16 protein-coding genes and 1 riboswitch are annotated in these 24,733 nt (G+C 62.4%); of the genes, 11 read left to right on the forward strand and 5 right to left on the reverse strand.

Annotated elements, in window-relative coordinates:
* The first annotated feature begins 85 nt into the window (after positions 1-85).
* A complete protein-coding gene (locus GRI97_RS17350) occupies positions 86-2,107 on the forward strand; it encodes a glycoside hydrolase family 3 protein (RefSeq protein ID WP_161392473.1) in 2,022 nt (673 codons plus the stop codon).
* 102 nt (positions 2,108-2,209) lie between these two features.
* On the opposite strand, the gene gcvPB is transcribed toward GRI97_RS17350, so the two are convergent.
* The 5 genes from gcvPB to GRI97_RS17375 all read right to left on the reverse strand — a co-directional run bounded on the left by gcvPB (position 2,210) and on the right by GRI97_RS17375 (position 9,993).
* Positions 2,210-3,748, reverse strand: coding sequence for an aminomethyl-transferring glycine dehydrogenase subunit GcvPB (gcvPB, locus tag GRI97_RS17355; RefSeq protein WP_235917942.1), 1,539 nt, complete (start codon positions 3,746-3,748; stop codon positions 2,210-2,212).
* 29 nt (positions 3,749-3,777) lie between these two features.
* Positions 3,778-5,136, reverse strand: a complete 1,359-nt coding sequence (gene gcvPA, locus GRI97_RS17360; RefSeq protein ID WP_161392475.1) for an aminomethyl-transferring glycine dehydrogenase subunit GcvPA — start codon at positions 5,134-5,136, stop codon at positions 3,778-3,780.
* 84 nt (positions 5,137-5,220) lie between these two features.
* Positions 5,221-5,595 (reverse strand): glycine cleavage system protein GcvH, encoded by a 375-nt coding sequence (gene gcvH, locus GRI97_RS17365; RefSeq protein WP_161392476.1) that lies wholly within the window; start codon positions 5,593-5,595, stop codon positions 5,221-5,223.
* The gene (gene gcvT, locus GRI97_RS17370) at positions 5,592-6,740 is read right to left on the reverse strand and encodes a glycine cleavage system aminomethyltransferase GcvT (protein ID WP_161392477.1); all 1,149 of its coding nucleotides are present in this window, start codon (positions 6,738-6,740) and stop codon (positions 5,592-5,594) included. The genes gcvH and gcvT overlap by 4 nt, the downstream gene beginning before the upstream one ends.
* Before the next feature lie 156 nt (positions 6,741-6,896).
* Positions 6,897-6,994, reverse strand: a riboswitch (glycine riboswitch).
* Positions 6,995-7,500: 506 nt separating this feature from the next.
* Positions 7,501-9,993 carry a zinc-dependent metalloprotease gene (locus tag GRI97_RS17375; RefSeq protein WP_161392478.1) on the reverse strand — a complete coding sequence of 831 codons (2,493 nt, stop codon included), beginning with the start codon at positions 9,991-9,993 and terminating at the stop codon, positions 7,501-7,503.
* Between the two features lie 159 nt (positions 9,994-10,152).
* Between GRI97_RS17375 and GRI97_RS17380 the strand changes: the two genes are divergently transcribed.
* The 10 genes from GRI97_RS17380 to GRI97_RS17425 all read left to right on the forward strand — a co-directional run bounded on the left by GRI97_RS17380 (position 10,153) and on the right by GRI97_RS17425 (position 24,346).
* On the forward strand, positions 10,153-10,632 hold the full coding sequence (locus GRI97_RS17380) for an Lrp/AsnC family transcriptional regulator (protein WP_235917927.1): 480 nt from the start codon (positions 10,153-10,155) through the stop codon (positions 10,630-10,632).
* A 422-nt stretch (positions 10,633-11,054) separates the two neighbouring features.
* Positions 11,055-13,808, forward strand: coding sequence for a TonB-dependent receptor plug domain-containing protein (locus tag GRI97_RS17385; RefSeq protein ID WP_328598588.1), 2,754 nt, complete (start codon positions 11,055-11,057; stop codon positions 13,806-13,808).
* Between the two features lie 82 nt (positions 13,809-13,890).
* On the forward strand, positions 13,891-15,501 hold the full coding sequence (locus tag GRI97_RS17390) for an amidohydrolase (RefSeq protein WP_161392481.1): 1,611 nt from the start codon (positions 13,891-13,893) through the stop codon (positions 15,499-15,501).
* Between the two features lie 233 nt (positions 15,502-15,734).
* Positions 15,735-17,336 carry an amidohydrolase gene (locus GRI97_RS17395; protein WP_161392482.1) on the forward strand — a complete coding sequence of 534 codons (1,602 nt, stop codon included), beginning with the start codon at positions 15,735-15,737 and terminating at the stop codon, positions 17,334-17,336.
* A 51-nt stretch (positions 17,337-17,387) separates the two neighbouring features.
* Positions 17,388-18,998 (forward strand): amidohydrolase, encoded by a 1,611-nt coding sequence (locus GRI97_RS17400; RefSeq protein WP_161392483.1) that lies wholly within the window; start codon positions 17,388-17,390, stop codon positions 18,996-18,998.
* 183 nt (positions 18,999-19,181) lie between these two features.
* Positions 19,182-19,760 (forward strand): ECF-type sigma factor, encoded by a 579-nt coding sequence (locus GRI97_RS17405; protein ID WP_161392484.1) that lies wholly within the window; start codon positions 19,182-19,184, stop codon positions 19,758-19,760.
* A 186-nt stretch (positions 19,761-19,946) separates the two neighbouring features.
* A complete protein-coding gene (locus GRI97_RS17410; RefSeq protein ID WP_161392485.1) occupies positions 19,947-20,651 on the forward strand; it encodes a nuclear transport factor 2 family protein in 705 nt (234 codons plus the stop codon).
* A complete protein-coding gene (locus tag GRI97_RS17415; RefSeq protein ID WP_161392486.1) occupies positions 20,648-21,361 on the forward strand; it encodes a nuclear transport factor 2 family protein in 714 nt (237 codons plus the stop codon). Before GRI97_RS17410 ends, GRI97_RS17415 begins: the two co-directional genes overlap by 4 nt.
* Positions 21,361-22,224, forward strand: a complete 864-nt coding sequence (locus GRI97_RS17420; protein WP_161392487.1) for a nuclear transport factor 2 family protein — start codon at positions 21,361-21,363, stop codon at positions 22,222-22,224. Before GRI97_RS17415 ends, GRI97_RS17420 begins: the two co-directional genes overlap by 1 nt.
* Before the next feature lie 4 nt (positions 22,225-22,228).
* A complete protein-coding gene (locus GRI97_RS17425) occupies positions 22,229-24,346 on the forward strand; it encodes a PQQ-dependent dehydrogenase, methanol/ethanol family (protein ID WP_161392488.1) in 2,118 nt (705 codons plus the stop codon).
* Positions 24,347-24,733 lie beyond the last annotated feature (387 nt).

Below are 24,733 nucleotides of genomic sequence, written 5' to 3' on the forward strand. Positions count from 1 at the left end.
GATGGGCGGCATGCGCCACCTATGAAGCGGCGCGCAGGGGCGCTATCGGGCGCAGGCATTTTTGCCCTGATGGACCCTGACCGCCATGATATTTCGCTCTGCCAACCGCCTGGACAAGACGCTGCTGATCGGGGCGGCGCTGCCGCTGCTGCTTCTGGCTGGATGCGCGCCGGCGGTGGGTTCGGCTTCTGCTGCAGGCCCGGCAAAGCAGATCGAACTGGGATCGCGGCACAAGCCGATCCTGCAGACAGATGGCCTGTCTTTCCGCGATCTGGATGCCGATGGGCGGATTTCCGCCTTCGAGGACTGGCGTCTGCCGGCACGGGCGCGGGCGCGCGATCTTGTGGCGCGCATGACGGTGGAGGAAAAGATCGGTACGCTGCTCCACGGCAGCCTGCCGGGGCCGGGTGGGCGCTTCAATCCCGATGATGACGGTTATGGGCTGGAACTGGTGGGCCAGGCAATCAACCAGCGCCATGTCACCAGCTTCATCAGCCGGTTGAGCGCCGCGCCGCAGCGCATGGCGCAGCAGAACAATGCCGTGCAGGAACTGGCCGAACAGAGCCGGCTGGGCATTCCGGTGACGATCAGTTCCGACCCGCGCAACCATTTCCAATATGTGCTGGGTGCCAGCGAGGTTGGCGGCGGATTTTCGCAATGGCCGGAATCGCTGGGGCTGGCGGCGCTGGGCGATGCCGATGTGGTGCATGCCTTTGCCGATATCGCGCGGCGGGAATATCGCGCCGTGGGCCTGCACATGACGCTGTCCCCGCAGGTCGATCTGGCGGTCGAGCCGCGCTGGGGGCGCCAGCTGGGCACATTCGGCAGCGATGCCGCGCTGAACAGCCGCATGGGCGCGGCCTATGTCTCCGGTTTTCAGGGCAGCGCGGACGGGCTGCGGCCCGATGGCGTGATCAGCGTGGTCAAGCATTTTGCCGGCTATGGCGCGCAGCCAGACGGCTTCGACGCGCATAATTATTACGGCCGGTTTGCCGATCTGACCGGGGCGGAGCTGGAACATCACATCAGCGCCTTCGACGGGGCGCTGGCAGCAAAGGTGGCGGGGGTAATGCCCGCCTATCCGATCCTGCGCGGGGCGACGGTTGACGGCAAACCACTGGAACCGGTGGGGGCAGGCTTCAGTTCGGTGCTGATCGATGGCGTGCTGCGGCAGCGGCTCGGCTATCAGGGCATCGTCCTGTCTGACTGGGCGGTCACCCAGGATTGCGATGAACCCTGTCGCGCGCCCACCGCGGAAAATCCGCAGACTCCGCCGCATATCGCCACATCCTGGGGCGTCGACAATCTGACCAAGACCGAACGCTTTGCCCTGGGTTTGAAGGCTGGGATCGACCAGTTCGGCGGGGTGGATGATCCGGCCCCGATTGCCGATGCGGTTTCACGCGGGCTGATGCCGCAGGACCGGATCGATCACGCGGTCGAGCGGATCATGGAATCCAAGTTCCAGCTGGGCATTTTCGACAATCCCTATGTCGATCCCGATGCGGCCGCCGCCGTGCTGGGGAACGCGGAGTTTGCCGCGCAGGCCGGCGCGGTGCAGCGCCGGGCCCAGGTGCTGTTGCAGAACGAAGGCGCGATGCTGCCGGTCAAGGCGCAGAGCCGGCGGGTCTATCTGTTCGGGGTCGATCCCGAAGCGGCCCGGCGTGCCGGGCTGACCGTGGTGGCCACGCCGGCGGAGGCCGATTTTGCCATTGTGCGGAGCGAAGCGCCGGCGGAAATGCTGCACCCGCATCACTTCTTCGGCAGCCGGTACAAGGAAGGGCGGCTGGATTTCCGGACGGGTGATCCGGCCTATGACGCGCTCGTCGCCGCCAGTAGCGAAGTGCCCACGGTGTTCGCCATCTTCCTCGATCGCCCGGCTATCCTGACCAATGTGCAGGGCAATGCCCGCGCCATCCTGGCCAATTTCGGGGCCAGCGATGATGCCGTGATCGATGTTGTGCTGGGCAGGGCGGTGGCCGAGGGGCGGCTGCCGTTCGAACTGCCGTCTTCGATGGAGGCGGTGCTCGCCCAGCGCCCGGCGGCGCCCGATGACAGCGCCAATCCGCTCTATCCACGCGGCGCCGGGATCTTGGCAAAGCGATAAGGAAAAGGGCGCCCCGGCGGATCGAATGCCGGGGCGCCCCCTCCTGCAGGCGCGCCCTCCGTGCAGAGGTTCAGGCGCGCATGTGGGATCAAGCAGCTATGGTCAGGCGGCAGCCTCCGGCGACCAGGCCAGGCGCGGCTTGCGGGCGGCGGTGGCTTCATCCATTCGGCGACGCGGTGCCAGCAACGGCGCCTGGGTCAGGCCCAGATCACCGGCATTGGCGCGTTCCACGATCCCGCGGAAGGCGGCGATGAACTGGTCGAGCGTGGCCTTGCTTTCGCATTCGGTCGGTTCGATCAGCATGGCGCCATGGACGACGAGGGGGAAATACATCGTCATCGGGTGGAAGCCTTCGTCGATCAGCCCCTTGGCCACGTCCAGCGTCGAAACGCCCTTGGCAAAGCTGGCATCGCTGAACAGCGCTTCATGCATGCAGGGACCGCTGGCGCCGAAGGGGGCGTCGAGCAGATCTTCCAGCGAACGCAGCATGTAATTGGCGTTCAGCACCGCATCGCCCGACACCTGCCGCAACCCGTCTGCCCCATGGCTCAGGATATAGGCGAGCGCGCGGGTGAACATGCCCATCTGGCCCGAAAAGGCGCTCATCCGTCCGAAGCTGCCCGGCAGGTGATCGGCCACATCGGCCTCTTCGATCAGGCTGATCGTGCCATCGGCCTGCTTCACGGTGAAGGGCAAGGGGGCATAGGGGGCGAGGGCAGCCGACAGCACAACCGGCCCGGAACCTGGTCCGCCGCCGCCATGCGGGGTGGAGAAGGTCTTGTGCAGATTGATGTGCATGGCATCCACGCCCAGATCGCCCGGCCGCACGCGACCGACGATGGCGTTGAAATTGGCGCCGTCGCAATAGACGAAGGCCCCTGCCGCATGCACCGCGTCCGAAATCGCCTTCATATCGCGTTCGAACAGGCCGCAGGTGTTGGGATTGGTGATCATCACCGCCGCAACATCGGGGCCCAGCCGGGCCTTGAGCGCTTCGAAATCGACGCGCCCTTCGGCCGTGGCGGGGATGCCTTCCACGCGATAGCCGGCGAAGGCGGCCGTGGCGGGATTGGTGCCATGCGCGCTTTCGGGAACCAGCACCACTTCACGCGGGTCGCCACGGGCTTCCAGCGCCGCGCGGATGCACAGAATGCCGCACAGTTCGCCGTGGGCACCGGCCTTCGGGCTCATCGCCACGGCATCCATGCCGGTCAGCGTCACCAGCCATTCGGCCAGTTCGTCGATCACGGCCAGCGCGCCCTGAACCGTGCTTTCCGGCTGCAGCGGGTGGACATCGCCGAAACCGGGCATGCGTGCGACTTTTTCATTCAGGCGCGGATTGTGCTTCATCGTGCACGAACCAAGCGGGAAGATGCCGCAGTCGATGGCATAGTTCTGCCGGCTCAGCCGGGTGTAATGGCGCACGGTTTCCGGTTCGGACAGGCCGGGCAGGCCGAAGCTTTCGGCCCGGTCCAGCCCGCCAAGACGGTTGGGTGCGCCTGCGGCAGGAGCAGGCAGATCGACGCCGGTGGTTTCGGTGGTGCCGATCTCGAAGATCAGCGCCTCTTCCAGCATCAGGCCCCGATTGCCGGTGATCGTGGTCAGCGGTGCGCCTGCGTCATTGGCGATTTCTTCGGGCATGGTGGGGTTCCAGCCGGTGGGGTTCACTTTCATGCCAGCACCTCCTGCAGGCCAGCGGCCAGCGCTTCGATATCTTCCAGGGTCGTGGTTTCGGTGACGGCGACGATCAGGCCGCCACCAATGTCCGGTGCGTCGGGATAGAGCCGACCCAGCGAGACGCCGGCCAGGATCTGCCGGTCGGCCAGCGCCTTCACCGCTGCACTGGCATTGCCCGACAGCTTCAATGTGAATTCGTTGAAGAAGCTGGTGTTGACCAGTTCCACGCCCGGCACCGCTCCAAGGCGATCTGCCGCGAGGCAGGCCAGCCGATGGTTTTCGGCCGCCAGCGCCCGCAGCCCGGCTTCACCCAGCAAGGTCATGTGGATCGAGAAGGCGAGAGCGCAAAGACCGGAGTTGGTGCAGATGTTGCTGGTCGCCTTTTCCCGGCGAATATGCTGTTCACGGGTCGACAGCGTCAGCACGAAACCGCGCTTGCCCTCTGCATCGGTGGTCTGGCCGCACAGCCGGCCCGGCATCTGGCGCAGATATTTTTCGCGGGTGGCGAATAGGCCCAGATAGGGCCCGCCGAACTGTAGCCCGACACCAAGAGACTGGCCTTCGCCAACCACGATGTCCGCGCCCAGCTCACCAGGCGATTTGATCGCACCCAGCGCCACCGGTTCGGTGACCACGGCGATCAGCAGCGCGCCCTTGCTGTGCGCGGCTTCCGCAATGGCGGCCAGATCGGGCAGGCGGCCCAGAATGTCCGGATATTGCACCACCACGCAGCTGGTTTCATCATCGATCGAGGCGATCAGCGCTTCATCGTCAGCGGCAGCATCCAACACCGGGGCGGTGTAATCGATCACATCGCCGGTGAAGCCGGCCATGGTGTTGATGGTCGATACATAATGCGGATGCAGGCCGGCGCTGATCAGCGATTTGCCGCGCTTGGTGATGCGGCGCGCCATGACGACGGCTTCCCAGCAGGCGGTGGAGCCATCATACATCGAGGCATTGGCCACCTCGCACTCCAGCAGCCGGGCGACTTGGCTCTGGAATTCGAACAGCATCTGCAGCGTGCCCTGGGCGATTTCCGGCTGATAGGGCGTGTAGGCGGTCAGAAACTCGCCGCGCTGGATCAGATGGTCCACGCTGGAAGGGACATGGTGGCGGTAAGCGCCCGCACCCAGGAAGAACGGGGCGCTTCCGGCGGCGATATTGCGATCCGACAGGCGCTGCATGTGCCGTTCCACGGCCATTTCGCTGGCGTGAAGCGGCAGACCTTCGATCAGCCCCGGCAGCCGGGCGGATTCGGGCACGTCGGAAAACAGCGCCTCGATCGAAGGGGCGCCGACCACGTCCAGCATGGCGGAACGATCAGTATCGGTAAGGGGGAGATAACGCATCGATTGGCAAATCCCAGAATGGTTTCCTGCCGTCAGGGCGACGGCCGACGGAAACCACGAACGTCAGATGGAATGCGGGACCGATCAGTCGAGACCGGCGACATATTCCTTGTAAGCGGCTTCATCCATCAGCCCGTCCAGCTCTGCCGGATCGGCGATGGTCAGCTTGAAGAACCAGCCTTCGCCCTCTGCATCGGAATTGATCAGCGCGGGGTCTTCCTCGATGGCCGGATTGCCTTCGGTCACGGTGCCGGTGACCGGGGAATAGACATCCGATGCGGCCTTGACCGATTCCACCACGGCAGCGTCGCCGCCCTTGGCCAGGGAGGTGCCGGGCTTGGGAACTTCGGCGAAGACCAGATCGCCCAGCTGACCCTGCGCATAATCGGTGATCCCGATCGTGGCCGTGTCGCCCTCGACTTCGATCCATTCGTGTTCTTCGGTGAAATAGCGGGTCATTTTACGGCTCCTGCACGGTAGTAATTGTGGGCAACAAAGGGCATCGGCGCGACGCGCGCGGCAAGGCGGCGTCCGCGGACTTCAATCGATAGTTCGGTGCCGTTGGCGGCATGCGCGGCATCGACATAGGCCATGGCGATGGGGTGGCCGCAGGTCGGGGCAAATCCGCCCGAGGTCAGCACGCCCACTTCGACATCGCCGGCGAATACAAGGGCGCCTTCGCGAGCGGGCAGTCGCCCGTCGAGAGCAAGGCCGACCCGCTTGGTCGGGGGACCATCGGTCAGCAGGGCGATGATCCGGTCCGCCCCGGGGAAGCCGCCCGCTTCGCGGCGGCGCTTCGACAGGGCGAAGGTCAGATCGGCCGAAACCGGATCGGTTGTCGGGTTCAGGTCATGCCCATAGAGCGGCAGGCCAGCCTCCAGCCGTAGGGAATCCCGCGCCCCCAGGCCGATCGGCTTGACACGTTCATCGGCGAGCAGCGCATCGGCGAATTCGGCGACGATGGCTGCGGGCAGGGAGATTTCGAAGCCGTCTTCGCCGGTATAGCCCGAACGGCCCAGCGCGATGGTCGCGCCATTCCAGGTCCGGCTGGTCTGCTGCATGAAGCTGACTTCGGTGGCGATGCCGGGGAAGATCACGTCCAGTACCGCGGCCGCTTCCGGACCCTGCAGCGCCAGCAGCGCCTGTTCGGTCAGATAAGTGAAGGAAATCCCTTCGGGCAGACGGGCGCGGATGTGGGCGATGTCATCATGCTTGGTCGCGCCATTGACCACCATGTAGAAGGATTCTTCCGAACCTTCGGGGGTGGCAATATTGGTGACCATCAGATCGTCCAGGATGCCGCCTTCGTCCGCCAGCAGCAGCGAATAACGGATGCGGCCGGGCTTCAACGCGGCGATATCGGCCGGCAGCAGGCTTTCCAGTGCGGCGGCGGTGCCGGGGCCGGACAGCAGCAGCTGGCCCATGTGGCTGACGTCGAACAGGCCGGCATGCTGGCGTGTCCATTCGTGTTCGGCCACGATCCCTTCGTACTGGATCGGCATGGAATAGCCGGCGAAGGGGACCATGCGGCCACCTTGGGCACGATGCCATGCATCAAGCGGCAGAGGGCGTGCGTCTTCTACATTGATTTCGGAACCGCTCATCCGGTGCCTCCCGACATGCAATGGCGATGCCCGCTGCGGACATCTTCACCATCGCCCCCTCTGTCGGGTAACCTGAGAGTTTGGCAGGGGACCGAAATCCCGAGCTTACACCTTGGGTGGGGAAGCCCGAAGGCCGCCCGCTTTCCAGAGTGCCGTAACCGTATCGCGGTCCTTTTGCCTGAGAGATTCCGGGGCGGTTGCTCCTTCGGCGCCACATGCCCGGCAGGACATGTGAGCTCTCCCACGATACGCCCAGGAAGCGAACTCCCCGGTAGCAGGCTGATCATCCAGAATTCCCGCGTGAAGGTCAAGGATGGTGTTGGGATATCGCCAACAACTTTCCGGAATCGTGTCATGATGCAGGCCCCAACGAGCCATGTTTTGATGGATTCTGCAGCGAAAGCTCATTTTCAAGCTGTTGGATGATTGTCGTGGGCCATGGTATGCGGCGTGTCTGCTCTGGCCTATCGAGAGAAATCGCCGACTCATTTGCCGGCGTGCTGATGGTGGGCCACCTGGAAAAAAGGGCGCCCGGGCAGCAGAGCGAGGAAGCCTCGATCGACTGACCCGGGCGCAAGTTGCCCAACACGGTGTTTGCTATGGCAGGATGAGATGTCATCCGGCGCCTGTTTCTCTTCGCTCGGCAGCGTCTGCCGGGGTGCCCCCTCCAATCGACGTTTCGCGGTCAGCATAGGAGAGGATGCTGCGGGTATCGTCGATGGAGGGGGCGGGGGGCACGTGGGCGGTCCTGTCCGGCGGCCTATTCGTCGAACCAGCCGGTGGACTCGCCGAACCAACCAGTGGAACCGCCAATCGGCATGCCGGGCGGGATTTCAGGGGCTGCCTGACGCTGACCAAGCAGGGCGGACAGGCGTGCATCATCCTTCAGCAGGCCGGACATATAGCGGGCCCATTCGCCATCTTCACCGCGTCCGCTGGCGGCAAGCCTGGTGCCGATGGTACCAAGCCGGTCAGCCAGGATGGCGGCAACGGCGGGCGATGTTGTCGGATCGCGCTGGGTTTCGGCTATGGTCAGCAGCGCCCGATAGGCAATACGGCGACCAACCGCGTCGCTGCGGGCGGAAATGACGTCGCGATCGATTGCGTCGACCAGTTCGGCCACACCCGGCATGCTGGTATCGCGACGGTTCTGTTCATGGACGCGCGTCAGGCGCGACGGAGCCAGCAGGCTGTCGAGCGTGATCTGGGCCGCGACATCGGCGGCCACCAGCGGATCGAATGCGGCCGCGCCAGCATTGGCGAAGACTTCATTGTTGAACTGGATATCATTGGTGCGCGGGATCGGGACCGACAGTTTTGGTACCAGCGCGTCGGGCACGGTCAGCTTGCTGCTGGCAAGCGTGCCGATCAGCGCAGCAATGGCTGCCCGCTGCTGGGCGGCGGGAAAGGGCTTGGGGTCGGGGTGGTTGTCTCCGCGAACCGCATATTCATAATCAAGCCCGCCGATCAGCTTGCCGGCAGCATCGACATCATAACGATGCAGCAGCCAAACCGGCACGAACTTGCGCCGCAGATGCGCCAGCGGTTCGCCCGGCAGCAGCGTTTTGTCGCCGAAATTCGCCAGGGCGACATCGCGCACGGCCATCATATGCGCCAGTGCCGCAACCGGTTCGGGCCCATCATCCCACATGCTGGCGATCGGGCTGGGCAAATCGGGCGAACGGCCGTCGATATCGGTGACGAATTTGACGCCCGCTGCAGCGATGGCCAGCGCCTTCTGCGCGGCGTGGGCTTCGGCATCCACGCCCGGAGGCGGCGCGCCATAGAGCCAATCGACCGAGAAATCGTCCCACACGCCGCCGCCCTGGGCATAGGCATCGGACAGATCGATCTGGCCATTGGTCAGCTTGATGCGCGGCGGTGGGTAATCCATCACGCTGGTGCGATCTTGCGTGCTGCCGGCAAAATTGTGCATGAAGCCCAGCGCATGGCCCACTTCATGCGCGCCCAGCTGGCGAATGCGGTCCAGCGCGGCGCGGACCGGATCATTGCCGCTGCCGCTGCCGTTTTCGGCGGTGCCGACCAATCCTTCGAAAATGGCGATATCCTGCCGAACCCGCAGCGCGCCCAGCACCACATTGCCACGGATGATTTCACCCGTGCGCGGATCGATGATGCCGCCACCGTAAGACCAGCCGCGCGTCAGGCGGTTGGTCCAGTGGACCATGTTGTAACGGATATCCATCGGGTCCGCCCCTTCGGGCAGGATTTCCGTGCGGAAGGCATCGATATAGCCGGCCCGATCAAAGGACTGTTTCCAGTAATCGACCCCTTCGCGCAGCGCGCTGCGCACCGGTTCCGGTGCGGCGGGATCGATGTAGAAGACGATCGGCTTCTTGACCGGCGATCGCGCTGCGGCCGGATCGGTTTTTTCCAGGCGGAAGCGAGCGGCCAATTGCACCGCCACGGGCTGACCGAGCGGCGAACCATAGTCATAGACAATCGGTCCGAAGGCCGGCGCGCGGGGATCGGCCAAGCGCGGCTGATAACCATCGTCGGGCAATCGAATGAAGCTGTGATGGACGATGAAGCTGGGGCGATTGGCATCGGGCCCAACGGCAGAGGCTTGCCGGCCCGGCGTGTCCGACGTGAAAGTCTGGACGGTGTCGATTTCGACATTGTCGGGGAAGGCACGCAGTGACGCGGTATCGATCGCGCTGTGCTGCGGAGCGGGGCGAAAGCCCTTGCCATCGCGATTCAGCGCATCAGCGATCTTGATCACATCGCTGGAAAGCAGCGGCGCCATGTCCACCACCAGATCGCCGGAAGATGTTTCCGATGCGATATCGAGCATGGCGGCAACGGAATGGGTGAAGCTTTCGCGTGCGCCGCGCGTGGTCATCGCATCGCCGGTGGCACGGAATGTGGCGTTTTCGAAAGTGGCGGCAACTTTGTTGCCCATGCGGCGGAAGCACAGCAGCTGCGTATCGCCGAGCATGCCGCGATCGAGGCGAACTTCGGAGGAACCAAGACCCGATCGCAGAGCAGACGAATAGATGTAGCAGCCGGACATGCCGTCAGCAGCGGCGCGGGGCAGGGTGAAGTGGACCGTTCCCTTGTCGGCCACGGCGCGGGTGGGAAACAGTGGTGCTTCCTGGGCGGAGGCAGGGCCGGCTTGTGCCAGCACATAAATCGGCAAGGCGACGGCAAGACTGCGCAGGAAGCGCGTGCGTCCGGCCTGCCGGGCGCGTGATGTCGCGCTGTGTGGCGTGGTTTTGTGACGATGTTGCATGCTTCCCCTGCAAGGCCTGTGTGATCGGAAACCCTCCAGTCTCCGGATAGTCAGAGGATTATCACGCGCTCTCTTGCAAGTCTCACCAAATGCAGGTTAGTTTCGCAGAGAAATTGACGGAAACCATCAAAAGGTATCGATATGTCTTCAGAAAACATCTTGAACGATCTGGACCGAACAGATTTCCGAGTCCTTCGTTCGCTAGTGGTCGACGGGCGAGCGGCTGACGTGGCCCTGGGCGATCAGGTCAATCTTTCCAGCACTGCGGCTGCTAGGCGTCGTAAGATACTGGAAGATAAAGGGGTTATCTCGGGATATTCTGCAGTCATCGATCAGAAGATGCTGGGTTATTCCATCACGGTGCTGGTGCTGATCGAACTTAGTTCTCAGGCAGAGAGCAAGCTGATGGAATTTGAGCGCGCCGTAATCGAATGCCCATCAATGTCTTTCTGCAGCTTTATATCGGGCGAAAACGATTTCATGATGCTGATCAACGTCCGGTCCTTCGACGATTACGACCGCGTCTATCGCAAAGAATTGTCGAACCTGCCCTACGTCGCGAAAATCCGTTCCAGCTTTCTTTTGCGGGAAGTGGCGCGCCGGCGAGTCGCCCCGGTGGTGATCGAAGATCGGCTGTGACGCGCAGTGAATCGGAAATCACCTGCCGTATCGATGAAGGTTTACGGCATTGTATGGCAATTTGATGACGGAATGCGGTGACATTAGGGATATGTCGATCCAACTTAGCCGCATATCCCCTCGCGGTTTGGATTATAGTCAGGGCACACCGGGAGCCACGATCGCAAAACGATAAATGAGGGCTGGCTGACCAGGACATAAGAGGATCAAGGGGGAGGATCGACTATCACCTGATAACAGGGAGTTGATCCATGCGGATTTCTTTCGTTTCCAAGTCTTTTGCTTCAGAATCCGGCGCCATCCGGAAAGGTCGTCTTCTCACTGGCGTTGCCGGTGTTGCTGGTCTGCTTGGTCTCTTCCCTGGTGCCGTTTCGGCTCAGGATGCTGCTGCTCCCGCCGAGGCAGAAGAGGCAGCCCCCATCGTGGTTACCGGTTCGCGCATCGTACGCGACGGCAATGATGCACCGACTCCGGTCAGCGTGATCAGCGCCCAGGAAATCGCCAATGAAGCACCGGCCAACATCGCCGATTTCGTCAACACCCTTCCTTCGGTCAGCGGCAGTCAGACGGCCGTTTCCAACTCCGGCAGCCTTTCCAACGGCGCATCTGGTGTCAGCGCCCTGAACCTGCGTTCGCTCGGCCAGAACCGCACGCTGATCCTGATCGACGGCAAGCGCTCTGTTTCTTCCACCTCGACTGGACTCGTCGACGTCAACACCATCCCGCAGGCATTGATCGAGCGTGTTGAAGTCGTGACCGGCGGCGCGTCCTCCGCCTATGGTTCGGACGCTGTCGCCGGCGTGGTGAACTTTGTCCTCGACAAGGATTTCACCGGCATCAAGGCCGATTACGAATACGGTATCACCACCTACGGTGACATTCCCAACCACAAGATGTCGCTGACTGCCGGCACCAGCTTTGCGGGCGGGCGTGGCCATGTGATCCTCAGCGGTGAATATTTCACCCAGGAAGGCGTCCACTCGATCGATCGCGCCTGGAACAACAACGGCGTGTTCCAGATCAACAACCCGAACTACACCGCCACGAATGGCCAGCCCGAACGACTGATCTTGTCTGGCGTCGGTTCGTCCAACTTCACCCCGGGTGGTCTGATTACCGGTTGCCGCAACGCGGCCGGCGCAGTGTCGGGATGCTCGTTGACCAACACCTATTTCGGCAATATCGGCGCCAATGGTCAGGCCAGTGTCAACCAGCTGGCTCGCGGTCTGGTCAGCGGCCAGTGGATGGTCGGCGGCGACTATCAGGTCACCAGCGCCAATCACGCTGGTTCCAACTCGCTCGCCAACGATGAAGACCGTATCTCGGTATTCGGGCGGGCCAGCTTTGAAGTGGCGGATTGGCTGACGGTGTTCGGTCAGGCCAGCTACAACAAGTTCAAGGGTTATTCGATCTATCAGCAGACGCCGAGCGTGGGTGTATCCATCGCGGTCGACAATGCTTTCCTGCCTACACAGGTTCGCGATCAGATGATCGCACAAGGCCTGACCAGCATCACCATGGGGACGTCCAACGCCGGGATCACCGGTTCGGGCGCCGACACCGGCCGTGAAGTGCAGCGTTATGTGGTTGGCGGTGAAGGTCGCTTCTCCCTGTTCGGAAGGGATATCGACTGGGATGTCTATTATCAGCACGGCAAGACCAAGACCCGTGAAACGCTTACCGACACCTGGTTTAATCCACGTATGGCAGCCATGCAGGATGCGGTGTTCGACGGCGAAGGCAACATAGTCTGCCGGGTGAACATCGATGCCAATCTGACCAATGATCTGCCCGGCTGTGTCCCGATCAATCGTATCGGCGTTGGTGGCGTTACTCAGGAAGCCAAGGACTTCCTCTTCGCCATCTATCCGGAACGCGAACAGTACATCGGCCAGGACGTGGCAGGCTTCAACTTCTCGACCCCGCGCCTGTTCGAAGGCTGGGCTGGTCCGATCGCTCTGGCATTCGGCGCCGAGTATCGGGAAGAATCTGTCGATGGCTACACTGACGAGAACCAGTACAGCACTACTGCGACTTGGCTTTATGGTAACTTCCGCGTCACCAAGGGCTCCTACAATGTGAAGGAAGCTTATGCCGAAACCATCGTGCCGCTGTATGATGGGGTCGAATTCAACGGCGCGTTCCGCGTAACGGATTATTCGATTTCCGGGACGGTCTCCACCTGGAAGGCAGGTCTTACCTGGCAGCCGATCGATGACATCAGGTTCCGTGGTACGGTTTCGCGCGATATTCGCGCACCCAACCTCTCGGAACTGTTCGATCCGGGGACGGCGCGGACCAACTCGGTCAACGTTCCCGATGGCTCAGGCGGTCTGCGGGCAGAAGAGTTCATCCAGAACTTTACCGGCAATCTCAATCTGAAGCCTGAAGTCGCCAAGACCTATGGTGCAGGGATCGTCTTTACCCCGACCTTCCTTGACGGTTTCGCAGCGGCGATCGACTATTTCGACATCAAGGTGACAGACTCGATTGACTCGGTTTCTTCGCAGAACACCGCCAACCTTTGTTTCGAACAGAATGTTCAGGCCTTCTGCGACAACATCATATACGCGGCAGGTTCGACCACCGACATCACCTTCATTAATCAGACCTACATGAACTTCGCGAGCCAGCACGTGAAGGGCTACGATTTCGAAGCCAGCTATCGGATGGCTCTGGGGGCAGGGAAACTGTCGCTGCGCGGTCTGGCAACTTACTATCTCCAGAACATCACCGACACCGGTTTTGAAGCGCCCAATGACTCGGCCGGAACCCGGTCGCTTCCGAAGCTGACCTACCGTGCACAGATCGGTTATGCCTTCGACAGCGGCTTCGAACTCAACATGATCGGCCGTGGCTTCTCCGACATGGTCATCGACAATGACTTCATTGAATGCACCACGGCTTGCCCGGCTACGGATCCGATCAACCGCACCATCAATGAAAACGACGTTAAGGGTTCGCTCTATTTCGACTTCAACGCGAACTACAGCTTCGAAGTCGGTCCGAGCAAGGCTCGCGCCTTTATCGCGATCCGCAACCTGTTCGATCGGGATCCGGTGCTGACCGGCAACGGACCAGACGGGAACAACACGCCTGCTTACCCGCAAACGGCACGCAGCCAGTTCGATACCTTTGGCCGGGTGTTCCGCCTGGGTGTCAGCCTCCAGTATTAAGCCAAATGAAGAGGCGGGGCCGCAAGGTCCCGCCTCTTCTGATTTCGTGACCCGCTGTTTCAAAAACAAGGAAGATGATGCCATGAAATCCCTGCTTCAGCGCCATTTGCTGGCAGTAACCGCTCTGACTTCGGTTGCGCTGGCCGCTCCGCTGGCCACTCCTGCTTATGCTGCGGCATCACCGGCGGTGAAGCGCGAAGTCAGCGCCGATATCGACGGCCGGGCCAAGCTGGTTCAGGAAATGGTCGATTCCATCTACTCCTTTGCCGAACCCGGCTTTCAGGAATTCAAGACCCAGGAATATATCACCACCATTCTGGAACAGCAGGGCTTCACCATTGAAAAGGGTGTGGCCGGTATTCCTTCGGCCTGGACCGCGACCTGGACGCATGGTTCGGGCGGCCCGAAGATTGCACTGGGCAGCGATGTCGATGGCCTGCTTGGCCTGAGCCAGGTGCCGGGTTCGCCGGAACTGAAGCCGCAGGTTGAGGGCGCGCCGGGTCATGGCGAAGGGCATAACAGCGGGATGCCGCTGATCGTTGCCGCCGCATTGGCGACCAAGGATGCGATGCAGAAGCACAACATCAGCGGCACGCTGATGATCTGGCCGGGGATTGCCGAAGAACTGCTGGCGACCAAGGCCTTCTTCGTGCGTGAAGGGCTGTTCGACGATGTCGATGCCTGCATCTTTACCCATGTCGGCAACCGGCTGGGTACAAGCTGGGGAGACAATGGCGGCAACGGCATGGTGTCGGTCGAATACACCTTCAGCGGCCAGACCTCGCACAGCGCCGGCGCCCCCTGGATGGGCCGCAGCGCGCTCGACGCGGTGGAAATCATGAACACGGCGTGGAACTTCCGCCGCGAACATCTCTATCCCACCCAGCGTTCGCATTATGTGATCACCCAGGGCGGCGGGCAGCCGAACATCGTGCCGGACAAGGCGTCGGTCTGGTATTATTTCCGTGAACGCGAATTCCCCTCCATCCGCGCCCTCTATGAAACCGGCAACCGGATTTCGCAGGCGGCGGCCATGGCGACCGATACCACGGTGGAAAGCCGGATCCTGGGTTATGCGGCACCAAACCATGGGAACCGCCCGATGGCCGAGGCTGCGCAGCTCAACATCCAGACCGTGGGCATGCCGACCTGGACCGAAGCCGATCAGGCCTTCGCCCGCGCCGCGCAGGTGGCCAACAATCGCCCAATCACCCCGTTGGCAACCGAAGTGGCTCCGCTGCGCGGGCCCATCGAAGGCGTCAGTCTGGGCGGCGGTTCGGACGATATCGGTGACATCATGTGGAAAGTGCCAACGATCACCATCGGTTTCCCGTCCAACATTCCCAGCATGATCGGTCACCACACGACGGCGGCAATCGCCATGGCGACCCCGATCGCGCACAAGGGCGCCGTCACCGGGGCCAAGGCCGTGGCCATGACCGTGCTCGACCTGCTGACCACACCGCAATTGCTGACCGAAGCGAAGAAGTACCAGCAGGAAGTCCAGTTCGCTTCCGCGACCTATGATCCGGTGCTGACGCCCGAAACGCAGCCGGCCATCCATCTGAACACCGAAGTGATGGAACGGCTTCGCCCGAAGCTGGAGCCGCTGTATTACGATCCCAGCAAATATGCGTCCTACCTCGAACAGCTGGGCATTCCTTACCCGCCGGCTCCGGTCGCCGGCAATTGAGGGGGGAGGGCCGGCGATGATCTTGGAAATCGTCGCATGATCTGCCGGTCCTGCCTGCACACATGATCCATGGTCAAAGACATGTTCCGGTCCTGGCCGGGGCATGCCCTGCCAGCGGAAGCAGCCCTGTGGCGGGCCGCCCGCCGGCAGTATCCGGCGCGGCGTGATCGACTGCCGCCGGACAGCCCCGAACAGGGATATCGGTCGAAAATCAGACAAGGAAAATGATTTCCATGAAGAATGGGTTCGGGCGTCGCCTTCTTTCCGTAAATGCCTTTGCGGCGGCCGTGCTGGTCAGCGGCATGGCGGTTCCCGCCGCCGCCGCCGCACCCCAGGCGATGAAGCGGGAAGTCAGCGCCGATATCGACGGCCGCGCCAAGCAGGTGCAGGAGATGGTCGATTCCCTCTATTCCTTTGCCGAACCCGGCTTCCAGGAATTCAAGACCCAGGAATATATCACCACCATTCTGGAACAGAACGGCTTCACCATTGAAAAGGGTGTGGCCGGCATTCCTTCCGCCTGGACGGCCACCTATACGCGCGGCACCGGTGGACCGAAGATCGCCCTGGGCAGCGATGTCGATGGTCTGCTCGGCCTCAGCCAGGTGCCGGGTTCGCCTGAACTCAAGCCGCAGGTGGAAGGCGCGCCGGGCCATGGCGAAGGGCACAACAGCGGAATGCCGCTGATCGTGGCCGCCGCGCTCGCCACCAAGGCGGCCATGGAAAAGCACAACCTCAACGGGTCGCTGATGATCTGGCCGGGGATTGCCGAAGAACTGCTGGCGACCAAGGCCTTCTTCGTTCGCGCCGGCATGTTCGATGATGTGGATGCCAGCATCTTCACCCATGTTTCCAGCACACTGGGCACCGGTTGGGGCGACAGCGGCCTCAATGGCATGGTGTCGGTCGAATATACGTTCAGCGGCCAGACCTCGCACAGCGCCGGTGCGCCATGGATGGGTCGCAGCGCGCTCGACGCGGTCGAAATCATGAACACGGCGTGGAACTTCCGTCGCGAACATCTCTTCCCCTCACAGCGCTCGCATTATGTGATCACCGAAGGTGGCGGACAGCCCAACATCGTGCCTGACAAGGCATCGGTCTGGTATTACTTCCGCGAACGCGAATTCAGTTCGGTGCGCAGCCTTTATGAAATCGGCAACCGCATCTCTCAGGCTGCGGCCATGGCGACCGACACCACGGTCGAAAGCCGGATCCTGGGTTATGCAGCACCCAATTACGGCAACCGCCCGATGGCAGAGGCCGCCTATGCCAATATCCAGGCCATCGGCATGCCGCAGTGGACCGAAGCGGATCAGGCCTTCACCCGCGCGGTGCAGACGGCAAACAACCGCCCGCTCAAGCCGCTGGCGACCGAAGTCGGCCCGCTGACGCCGGCCTTCACCGGCCCCAGCCTGGGCAGCGGTTCGGACGATATCGGCGATATCATGTGGAAAGTCCCGACGATCACCATCTGGTTCCCGTCGAACATTCCCAACATGATCGGCCATCACACCACCTCTGCCATCGCGATGGCTACGCCGATCGCGCACAAGGGTGCAGTGACCGGGGCCAAGGCCGTCGCGATGACGGCGCTGGATCTGCTGACGACCCCGAGCCTGGTGGCCGAGGCGAAGAAGTTCCAGCAGGAAGTGCAGTTTGCCGAAGCAACCTATGATCCGGTGCTGACCCCGGAAACCCAGCCGGCGATCCATCTGAACACCGAAGTGATGGAGCGACTGCGCCCGAAGATGGAGCCGTTCTACTACGATCCCAGCAAATACGAGTCTTATCTCGATCAGCTCGGCATCGCCTACCCGCCGGCCACCAATTGAGCCGCAACTCCAAAAATCATTTCAATCGTTGAGAGCAAGGAAGATGATGCCATGAAACGTCTGCTTCAGCGCCATTTGCTGGCGGTCACTGCCCTGACAGCTGTAACTCTCGCCGGAACCGTTTCAGGCCCATTGGCCACGACGGCCCATGCCGCTGCACCGGTCGCCATGAAGCGTGAAGCCAGCGCCGGTGTCGACAGCCGGGCCAAGCTGGTCCAGGAAATGGTCGATTCCATCTATTCCTTCGCTGAGCCCGGCTTCCAGGAATTCAAGACCCAGGAATATATCACCACCATCCTGGAACAGCAGGGCTTCACCATTGAAAAGGGCGTGGCCGGTATTCCATCGGCCTGGACCGCGACCTGGACCCACGGTTCAGGCGGGCCGAAGATCGCGCTGGGCAGCGACGTCGATGGCCTCCTCGGCCTCAGCCAGGTGCCGGGCTCGCCGGAACTGAAGCCGCAGGTCGAAGGCGCGCCGGGCCATGGCGAAGGGCATAACAGCGGGATGCCGCTGATCGTTGCTGCCGCATTGGCGACCAAGGATGTCATGCAGAAGCACAATATCAGCGGCACGCTGATGATCTGGCCGGGCATTGCCGAAGAACTGCTGGCGACCAAGGCGTTCTTTGTGCGCGAAGGGCTGTTCGATGATGTCGATGCCTGCATCTTCACCCATGTCGGCAGCAATTTCAGCACCGGCTATGGCGATGGCGGCGGCAATGGCATGGTCTCGGTGGAATATACTTTCCACGGGCAGACGTCACACGGTGCATCGCCCTGGATGGGGCGCAGCGCGCTCGATGCGGTGGAAATCATGAACACGGCGTGGAATTTCCGTCGCGAACATCTCTATCCTACCCAGCGCTCGCACTATGTGATCACCCAGGGCGGCGGGCAGCCGAACATCGTTCCCGATGTCGCGTCGGTCTGGTATTATTTCCGTGAGCGGGAATTCGATTCCATCCGCAGCCTCTATGAAACCGGCAACCGTATTTCGCAGGCTGCTGCTCTGGCGACCGACACCACGGTGGAAAGCCGGATTCTGGGCTATGCCGCACCTCAGCACGGCAATCGCCCGATGGCCGAGGCTGCACAGCTGAACATGGAAGCGGTCGGCATGCCGCAATGGAGCGACGCGGACCGCGCTTTCGCCCGTGCCGCGCAGGCGGCCAACAACCGCCCGATCGCGCCGCTGGCCACTGAAGTCAGCCCGCTGCGCCCGCCGAATACCGGGGCCAGCCTGGGAGGCGGTTCGGATGATATCGGCGACATCATGTGGAAGGTGCCGACCATCACCATCCGTTTCCCATCGAACATCCCCAGCATGATCGGCCACCACACGACCTCCGCCATCGCGATGGCCACGCCGATCGCGCACAAGGGCGCCGTGGCCGGGGCGAAGGCGGTGTCCATGACGGTGCTCGACCTGCTGACCACGCCCAAGCTGGTTACCGATGCGAAGAAATATCAGCAGGAAGTCCAGTTTGCCGAAGGCAGCTATGACCCCGTGCTGACGCCGGAAACGCAGCCGGCGATCCATCTGAACACCGAAGTGATGGAGCGGCTGCGCCCCAAGATCGAACCGTTCTATTACGATCCCAGCAAATATGCGTCCTATCTGGAACAGATGGGCGTCGCCTATCCCCCCGCCGGCAGCTAGCAGAAGCTGCCGGATCCCGCTGCTCCCGCGGGACGGGCAGGATGGGGTGGGTCACTTCGGTGATCCGCCCTTTCTTGTTGGTGGTCGTGACCCTGGGGATCAGCCCCGGAATGGGCCGCTATCGCAATTTTGCGCCAAATAGTTTTGACAAGCGGGGCAGGGGAAACAATCCTGCCGGTAACCATGGAAACACACCCGCCCGCACCATTTGTCTCGCAGACGGAGGATCTGATCCTGGCGTGGCGCGAAGGCGATTTGACCGCGCGGGACAAGCTGATCGTGCGGTTGCTGCCCGAACTCAAGCAGATCGCAGCCGCCCGGCTGCGGCGGCAGCACAATTCATCGCTGTCCACCCATGAGCTGATCAATGAGGCAGTCACTCGCCTGCTGAAGGCGGAAAATATGCAGCTCGCCGATCGCGCACATTTTGTGGCGCTGTCTTCGCGGCTGATGCGCAATGTGCTGATCGATCACGTGCGCGCCGCCAATGCCGGCCGCCGCAAGGGTGAGAGGGTGGAACTGAACACGCGCATCGAAGGGGAGGTGCAGTTCGACCTGCATGAACTTGATTCCGCACTGATCCGGCTGGAAGCGATCGAGCCGGCCTTCGCCGAAATCGTCGAGATGCGCTATTTCGGAGGCATGAGCATCGGCGATATCGCCCATGTGATGCGTTGTTCCGAACCCACGGTGAAGCGCCGCTGGCAGGTTGCGCGCGCCTGGTTGGCCGATGCGCTGGCCAATCCCGTCACCGGGGCCTGACGCCGCCCATTTCCAATTATCACCTGTTCGGATTTCCAGTACGGGACTTCCCTTCACCACCAGTCTGCCTATCATGCCGGCAAAGGGCGGAAACGCGCCCGACAGAGAGGTATGGGGATGGCAGAGGTGGCAGGATTCGTCCTGAAAATGCGTGGAGCTGTGCCTGGGAGGGACCGCAATCTGCGCTTGGCTGCAGCATTGATCACCGGTGCGGCGCTGCTCGTGCCAGCCATGCCGGCTGCGGCGCAATCGGCTGAGGAATTGCGTGAAATCAATGCGCTGAGCGCACGGGTCGACAGGCTGGAAGGGACGCGCGCGGTCAAGAAGCTGCAGCGCGCCTTCGCCTATTACGTTGATCGCGGGCTGTGGGGCGAGGCGGCTGATCTGTTCACCGATGATGGGACGGTCGAAATCGGCATTGACGGCATTTATGTCGGGCGCGATCGGATCCGTGAGTATCTGCGCCGCTTGCATGGCGGGCAGGAAGGGCTGATTTACGGCCAGCTCAACGAATGGGTAACCCTGCAACCGGCAGTCGATATCGCCGGCGACGGACTGAGCGCCACGGCGCGCTGGCGCGATCATGGGATGCTGGGGCAGTACAAGCAACATGCCGAATGGCGCGACGGCATTTATGAAAATGCTTATGTGAAGGAAGATGGCGTGTGGAAGATCCGCACGCTGCGCCTCTATGTCAATTTCGTCGCCCCCTATGAACGTGGTTGGGCGCGGCTGCAGCCGGGCGAAGGCCTGCAGCGCAGCCAGACTTCGCTGGATTTTCCGCCGGATAGGCCGGCCAGCGCTGCGCTGCCGGCTTTTCCCGAGGTGCAGATTCCTCCGTTTCAGGCGCCGCATCCGGTCACGGGCCGGCGGGTGGAGGCGGCCCGATGATCCGCACCGCAATTGCCGCCAGTGCCTTGCTTTTGCTCGCGATTCCTGCCGCTGCGCAGGAGAGCATGAGCGCACGCATCGCTGCCTATCGGGAGCGAGTCGAACGGCTGGAAGATCGCGATGCGATCGAAAACCTGCAGGCCATGTATGGCTATTATTTCGACAAGGGGCTCTGGGCCGAAGTCTCCCAGTTGTTCAGCCGCAATGGCAGTTTCGAATATGGCCAGCGCGGGGTTTATGTCGGGCAGGATCGCATTGCCCGGGCGCTGTTGCTGTTCGGGCCGCAGGGGTTGGGGCAGGGTTACCTCAACAACCATATGCAATTGCAGGCAATTATCGACGTCGCGCCCGATGGACGGACCGCCACGGCCCGTTGGCAGGGGATGGTGATGTTGGCGAGGCCGGGGGCGAACGGGCAGTGGGGGGTGGGGATTTACGAGAATTCCTATGTGAAGGAAGGCGGTGTCTGGAAGATCGCGAAGCTGCATTTCTATGTCACGGCCACCACGGATTACGACGCCGGCTGGATGAAGTCCGCTTTGCCGATGGATGGCGTTAGCGCATTGTTTCCGCCCGATTCTCCGCCGACGGAGGTCTATCGATCACTGCCGGGCGCCTATATTCCGCCGTTCAGTTTCGATCATCCGGTAACCGGGCAGCCGCTGTCGGATATTCCGCAGCCGGCCGACAATGTGGTGGGGCGCAAGTGATGCGGACAGCGAAAAACACCCTGCGCCTGCTGCGCGCTGCCTGCGCATTTTGCGCCCTGCCTGCGCATTTGCACGCCCAGGAGCAGATTGAGCCGCAGATCGGCGCGCCAGCGGGCGAGCAGGCCGGCGAGCAGGTTCTGGCCGATCTCGACCGGCGGATCACCCGGCTGGAAGATCTCAACCAGATCGAACAACTGCAGCGCCTGTATGGCTATTTCGTGGACAAGGGGCAGTGGACGCAGCTGTCCAATCTGTTTGCCGAAAATGCGACGCTGGAAATCGGCGGGAAGGGGATTTTCGTCGGTCGGGCCCGGGTGCTCGAATATATGCAGACCGCCTTTGGGCCCGATGGCGCGAAGGAGGGGCTGCTGGTCAACCATATGCAGTTCCAGACCATCCCCGATGTGTCGACCGATGGCACCACCGGCTGGCTGCGGGGCCGGGCCTATGTGATGGCCAACAGCGGCTGGGGCCTGCCGCTGTATGAAGACAGCTTCGTCAAGGAAGACGGGGTGTGGAAGATCAGCCGGCTGAGCGGCCCCTTCACCATGTACACCAATTGGGATGGCTGGGGCAAAAACGCGCTCAACAACACCTGGCCGGACAAGTTCGATCCGCCGCCCGATTTGCCGCCCTCGGTCGTTTATCTGACCTATCCGGCCTATTACATCGTGCCGTTTCACTATCCCAATCCGGTGAGCGGGAATGTCTTCCGTGCCGATCCGGGCGAAGTGGGTGCCTATTTCCGGGCGCCGGGGACTGCGGAGCAGCAACAATCGCTGACCGTCGGCCGCACGGTGAATGGCGCGCAGCCGATGTTCGAGCCCGGCGCCGCCGCCGCGCAGCCTGCTGCAGGAAATTGAAGCGATGAACACGATGATCCGACAGGCCGCTTTCCGGGGTGGGGCCATTCTGGCCGCGACGGCCATGGTGCTGGCCGGTTGCGCCGCTGCGCAGGGCAGCGCCGGCGCGCCCGTTGCCCGTGCGGTGTCCGCCGACCCTCTGGCGAGCCCGGCGGCCGGCGAATGGCCGAGCGACGGCCGCGATTATTCGGCCCAGCGCTACAGCCCGCTGACGCAGGTGAATGCCGGTAACGTCAACCAGCTGGGCCTGGCCTGGTATGCCGATCTCGACACCTTCCGGGGGGTGGAAGGCACGCCGATCTATGCCGATGGGGTGCTCTACAACATCAGCGCCTTCAATGTGACGACCGCCTATGACGCGAAGACCGGGCAGAAGCTCTGGACCTTCGATCCCAAGGTGCCGCGCGAAATGGCGCGGTTTTCCTGTTGCGAGCCGGTTTCGCGCGGGCTGGCGATGTGGAAGGACAAGGTCATCATTGCCACGCTGGACGGGCGGTTGATCGGGCTGGACCGCAAGACCGGCACCGAAATCTGGTCCGCCCGCACCTTCGGCGATGATTTTCCCTATACCATTACCGGTGCGCCGCGCGTGTTCGACGGCAAGGTGGTGGTGGGGCAGAGCGGGGGCGATTTCGGGGTGCGCGGTTTCGTGTCCGCCTGGGATGCCGATACCGGGGAGAAGGTGTGGAAGTTCTTCCTCGCCCCCGGCAACCCTGCCGATGGGCCCGATGGCGAAGCCTCCGACCCAATCATGGAGCGAATCCGCCAGACCTGGCACGGGGAAAAATACTGGGAACTGGGTGGCGGGGCCAATCCATGGGACGCCATCGCCTATGATCCCAAACTGAACCTGGTTTATGTCGGCACGGGCAATGCCTCCCCGCATTCGCGCTTCTATCGCAGCGAGAACCAGGGCGACAATCTGTTCGTCTGTTCGATCGTGGCGCTCAATGCCACCACGGGTGAATATGTCTGGCATTACCAGATGAACCCGGGCGAAGAATGGGATTACACCTGCACCAGCTCGATCATCAGCGCCGAGCTGGAGATCGACGGGAAGCCGCGCAGCGTGCTGATGCAGGCGCCCAAGAACGGGTTCTTCTATGTGCTGGACCGGGCGACCGGCGAATTCATCAGCGCCGGCGAGCATGTGAAGACCAATTGGAACCTGGGTTTCGACGCCAATGGCCGGCCGATCGACAATCCGGCGGTCCGCTATGGCTTTGACCCGACGCTGGTGTTCCCGGGACCGGGCGGGGCGCACAACTGGTTCCCCATGGCGTTCAGCCCGCGCACGGGTCTGGCCTATTTCCCGGCCTATCAGTCCGGCTTCGTCTTCGCGCTGCAGCCCGATTGGGTGCCGCAACCGCGCCGATCCAACAGCGGCTGGGGCGGTTATGGGCCCGAACTGGCCCAGCGCCGGGCGGAATTGCAGGCAGAGGCCAACAGTGTGGAGAAAGCGTGGCTGACAGCCTACGATCCCGTGCGCCAGCGGATTGCCTGGCAGGTGGAACTGCCCCGGCATGGCAATGGCGGGGTGTTCGTGACCGCCAGCGATCTGGTGTTCGAGGGGACGACGAAGCAGACCTTCGCCGCTTTCGATGCCCGGACGGGCCGGGTGTTGTGGGAATTCCCGACCCAGAGCGCGCCGGTGGCCGGTGGCATCAGCTATGAAGTGGATGGCGAGCAATATATCGCCGTGAACGCCGGCTGGGGCGGGGGCGCCGCGCAGATCGAACAGGCCAGCGGCACCGAACTGCCCCGTTCATCAGCTCGGTTGCTGGTGTTCAAGCTGGGCGGAACGGCGCAATTGCCGGCACTCGCGGCCAAGGAACCAGTGCCGCCGCCACCAGCCCTGCGGGCGAGCGAGGCGGAGATCACCCGTGGGGCGCAGCTCTATGGCCAGACCTGCGCCGTGTGCCATGGGCAGAATGCCGTGGGCGGGGTGAAGGATCTGCGGCACATGAGTGCCGATACCCATGGCAAATTCGCCGATATCGTGTTGCGCGGGATCTATGTCGACAAGGGAATGGCCAGCTTTTCCGACATCATCGACGCGGATCAGGCCAAGGCGATCCATTCCTATTTGATCGCTCGGGCGAATGAGGACTGGGGCCGGTAAAGGGCAAGGGCGCTTCCGGAAGGGGCGCCCTTTCTTGCAAAGGGAGAGGGGGGCATTTTGGCGCCCAGGCATGGCCCGGCGTGGTTGCAGGGGGCAGTTTCGGATCAATCTGACATTCTGATGACCGAATGAATTTTCTGCGAAAAAAGCCATTGACCGAATCTTATGCCCTCCATATATGCCCTCTCACCGCAGCGGAGACGCCGGCCTGACGGGCTGGACTTCGGGGTGGTCGCCAAGATTGGACGGATAACCGGACCCCCGGTGGAAATCGGGGAGGGATGGTTGTCCGCTGTAGTATTTTGGTTGGGATCTTTGACATTGTTGTTTTTTGATGAAGGGACATGTGGGCGACGGCGCCTGGTCCGGGGGTCTCAAGGCTCCGGA

It is taken from the genome of Croceibacterium xixiisoli (assembly GCF_009827305.1).
Taxonomy (GTDB): domain Bacteria; phylum Pseudomonadota; class Alphaproteobacteria; order Sphingomonadales; family Sphingomonadaceae; genus Croceibacterium_C; species Croceibacterium_C xixiisoli.

Excerpts from the sequence above, each read along its gene's own strand:
- GRI97_RS17350 (WP_161392473.1), top strand. The coding sequence starts at position 86 with ATGATATTTCGCTCTGCCAACCGCCTGGACAAGACGCTGCTGATCGGG.
- gcvPB (WP_235917942.1), bottom strand. The coding sequence starts at position 3,748 with ATGCCCGAAGAAATCGCCAATGACGCAGGCGCACCGCTGACCACGATC.
- gcvPA (WP_161392475.1), bottom strand. The coding sequence starts at position 5,136 with ATGCGTTATCTCCCCCTTACCGATACTGATCGTTCCGCCATGCTGGAC.
- gcvH (WP_161392476.1), bottom strand. The coding sequence starts at position 5,595 with ATGACCCGCTATTTCACCGAAGAACACGAATGGATCGAAGTCGAGGGC.
- gcvT (WP_161392477.1), bottom strand. The coding sequence starts at position 6,740 with ATGAGCGGTTCCGAAATCAATGTAGAAGACGCACGCCCTCTGCCGCTT.
- GRI97_RS17375 (WP_161392478.1), bottom strand. The coding sequence starts at position 9,993 with ATGCAACATCGTCACAAAACCACGCCACACAGCGCGACATCACGCGCC.
- GRI97_RS17390 (WP_161392481.1), top strand. The coding sequence starts at position 13,891 with ATGAAATCCCTGCTTCAGCGCCATTTGCTGGCAGTAACCGCTCTGACT.
- GRI97_RS17395 (WP_161392482.1), top strand. The coding sequence starts at position 15,735 with ATGAAGAATGGGTTCGGGCGTCGCCTTCTTTCCGTAAATGCCTTTGCG.
- GRI97_RS17400 (WP_161392483.1), top strand. The coding sequence starts at position 17,388 with ATGAAACGTCTGCTTCAGCGCCATTTGCTGGCGGTCACTGCCCTGACA.
- GRI97_RS17405 (WP_161392484.1), top strand. The coding sequence starts at position 19,182 with ATGGAAACACACCCGCCCGCACCATTTGTCTCGCAGACGGAGGATCTG.
- GRI97_RS17415 (WP_161392486.1), top strand. The coding sequence starts at position 20,648 with ATGATCCGCACCGCAATTGCCGCCAGTGCCTTGCTTTTGCTCGCGATT.
- GRI97_RS17420 (WP_161392487.1), top strand. The coding sequence starts at position 21,361 with ATGCGGACAGCGAAAAACACCCTGCGCCTGCTGCGCGCTGCCTGCGCA.
- GRI97_RS17425 (WP_161392488.1), top strand. The coding sequence starts at position 22,229 with ATGAACACGATGATCCGACAGGCCGCTTTCCGGGGTGGGGCCATTCTG.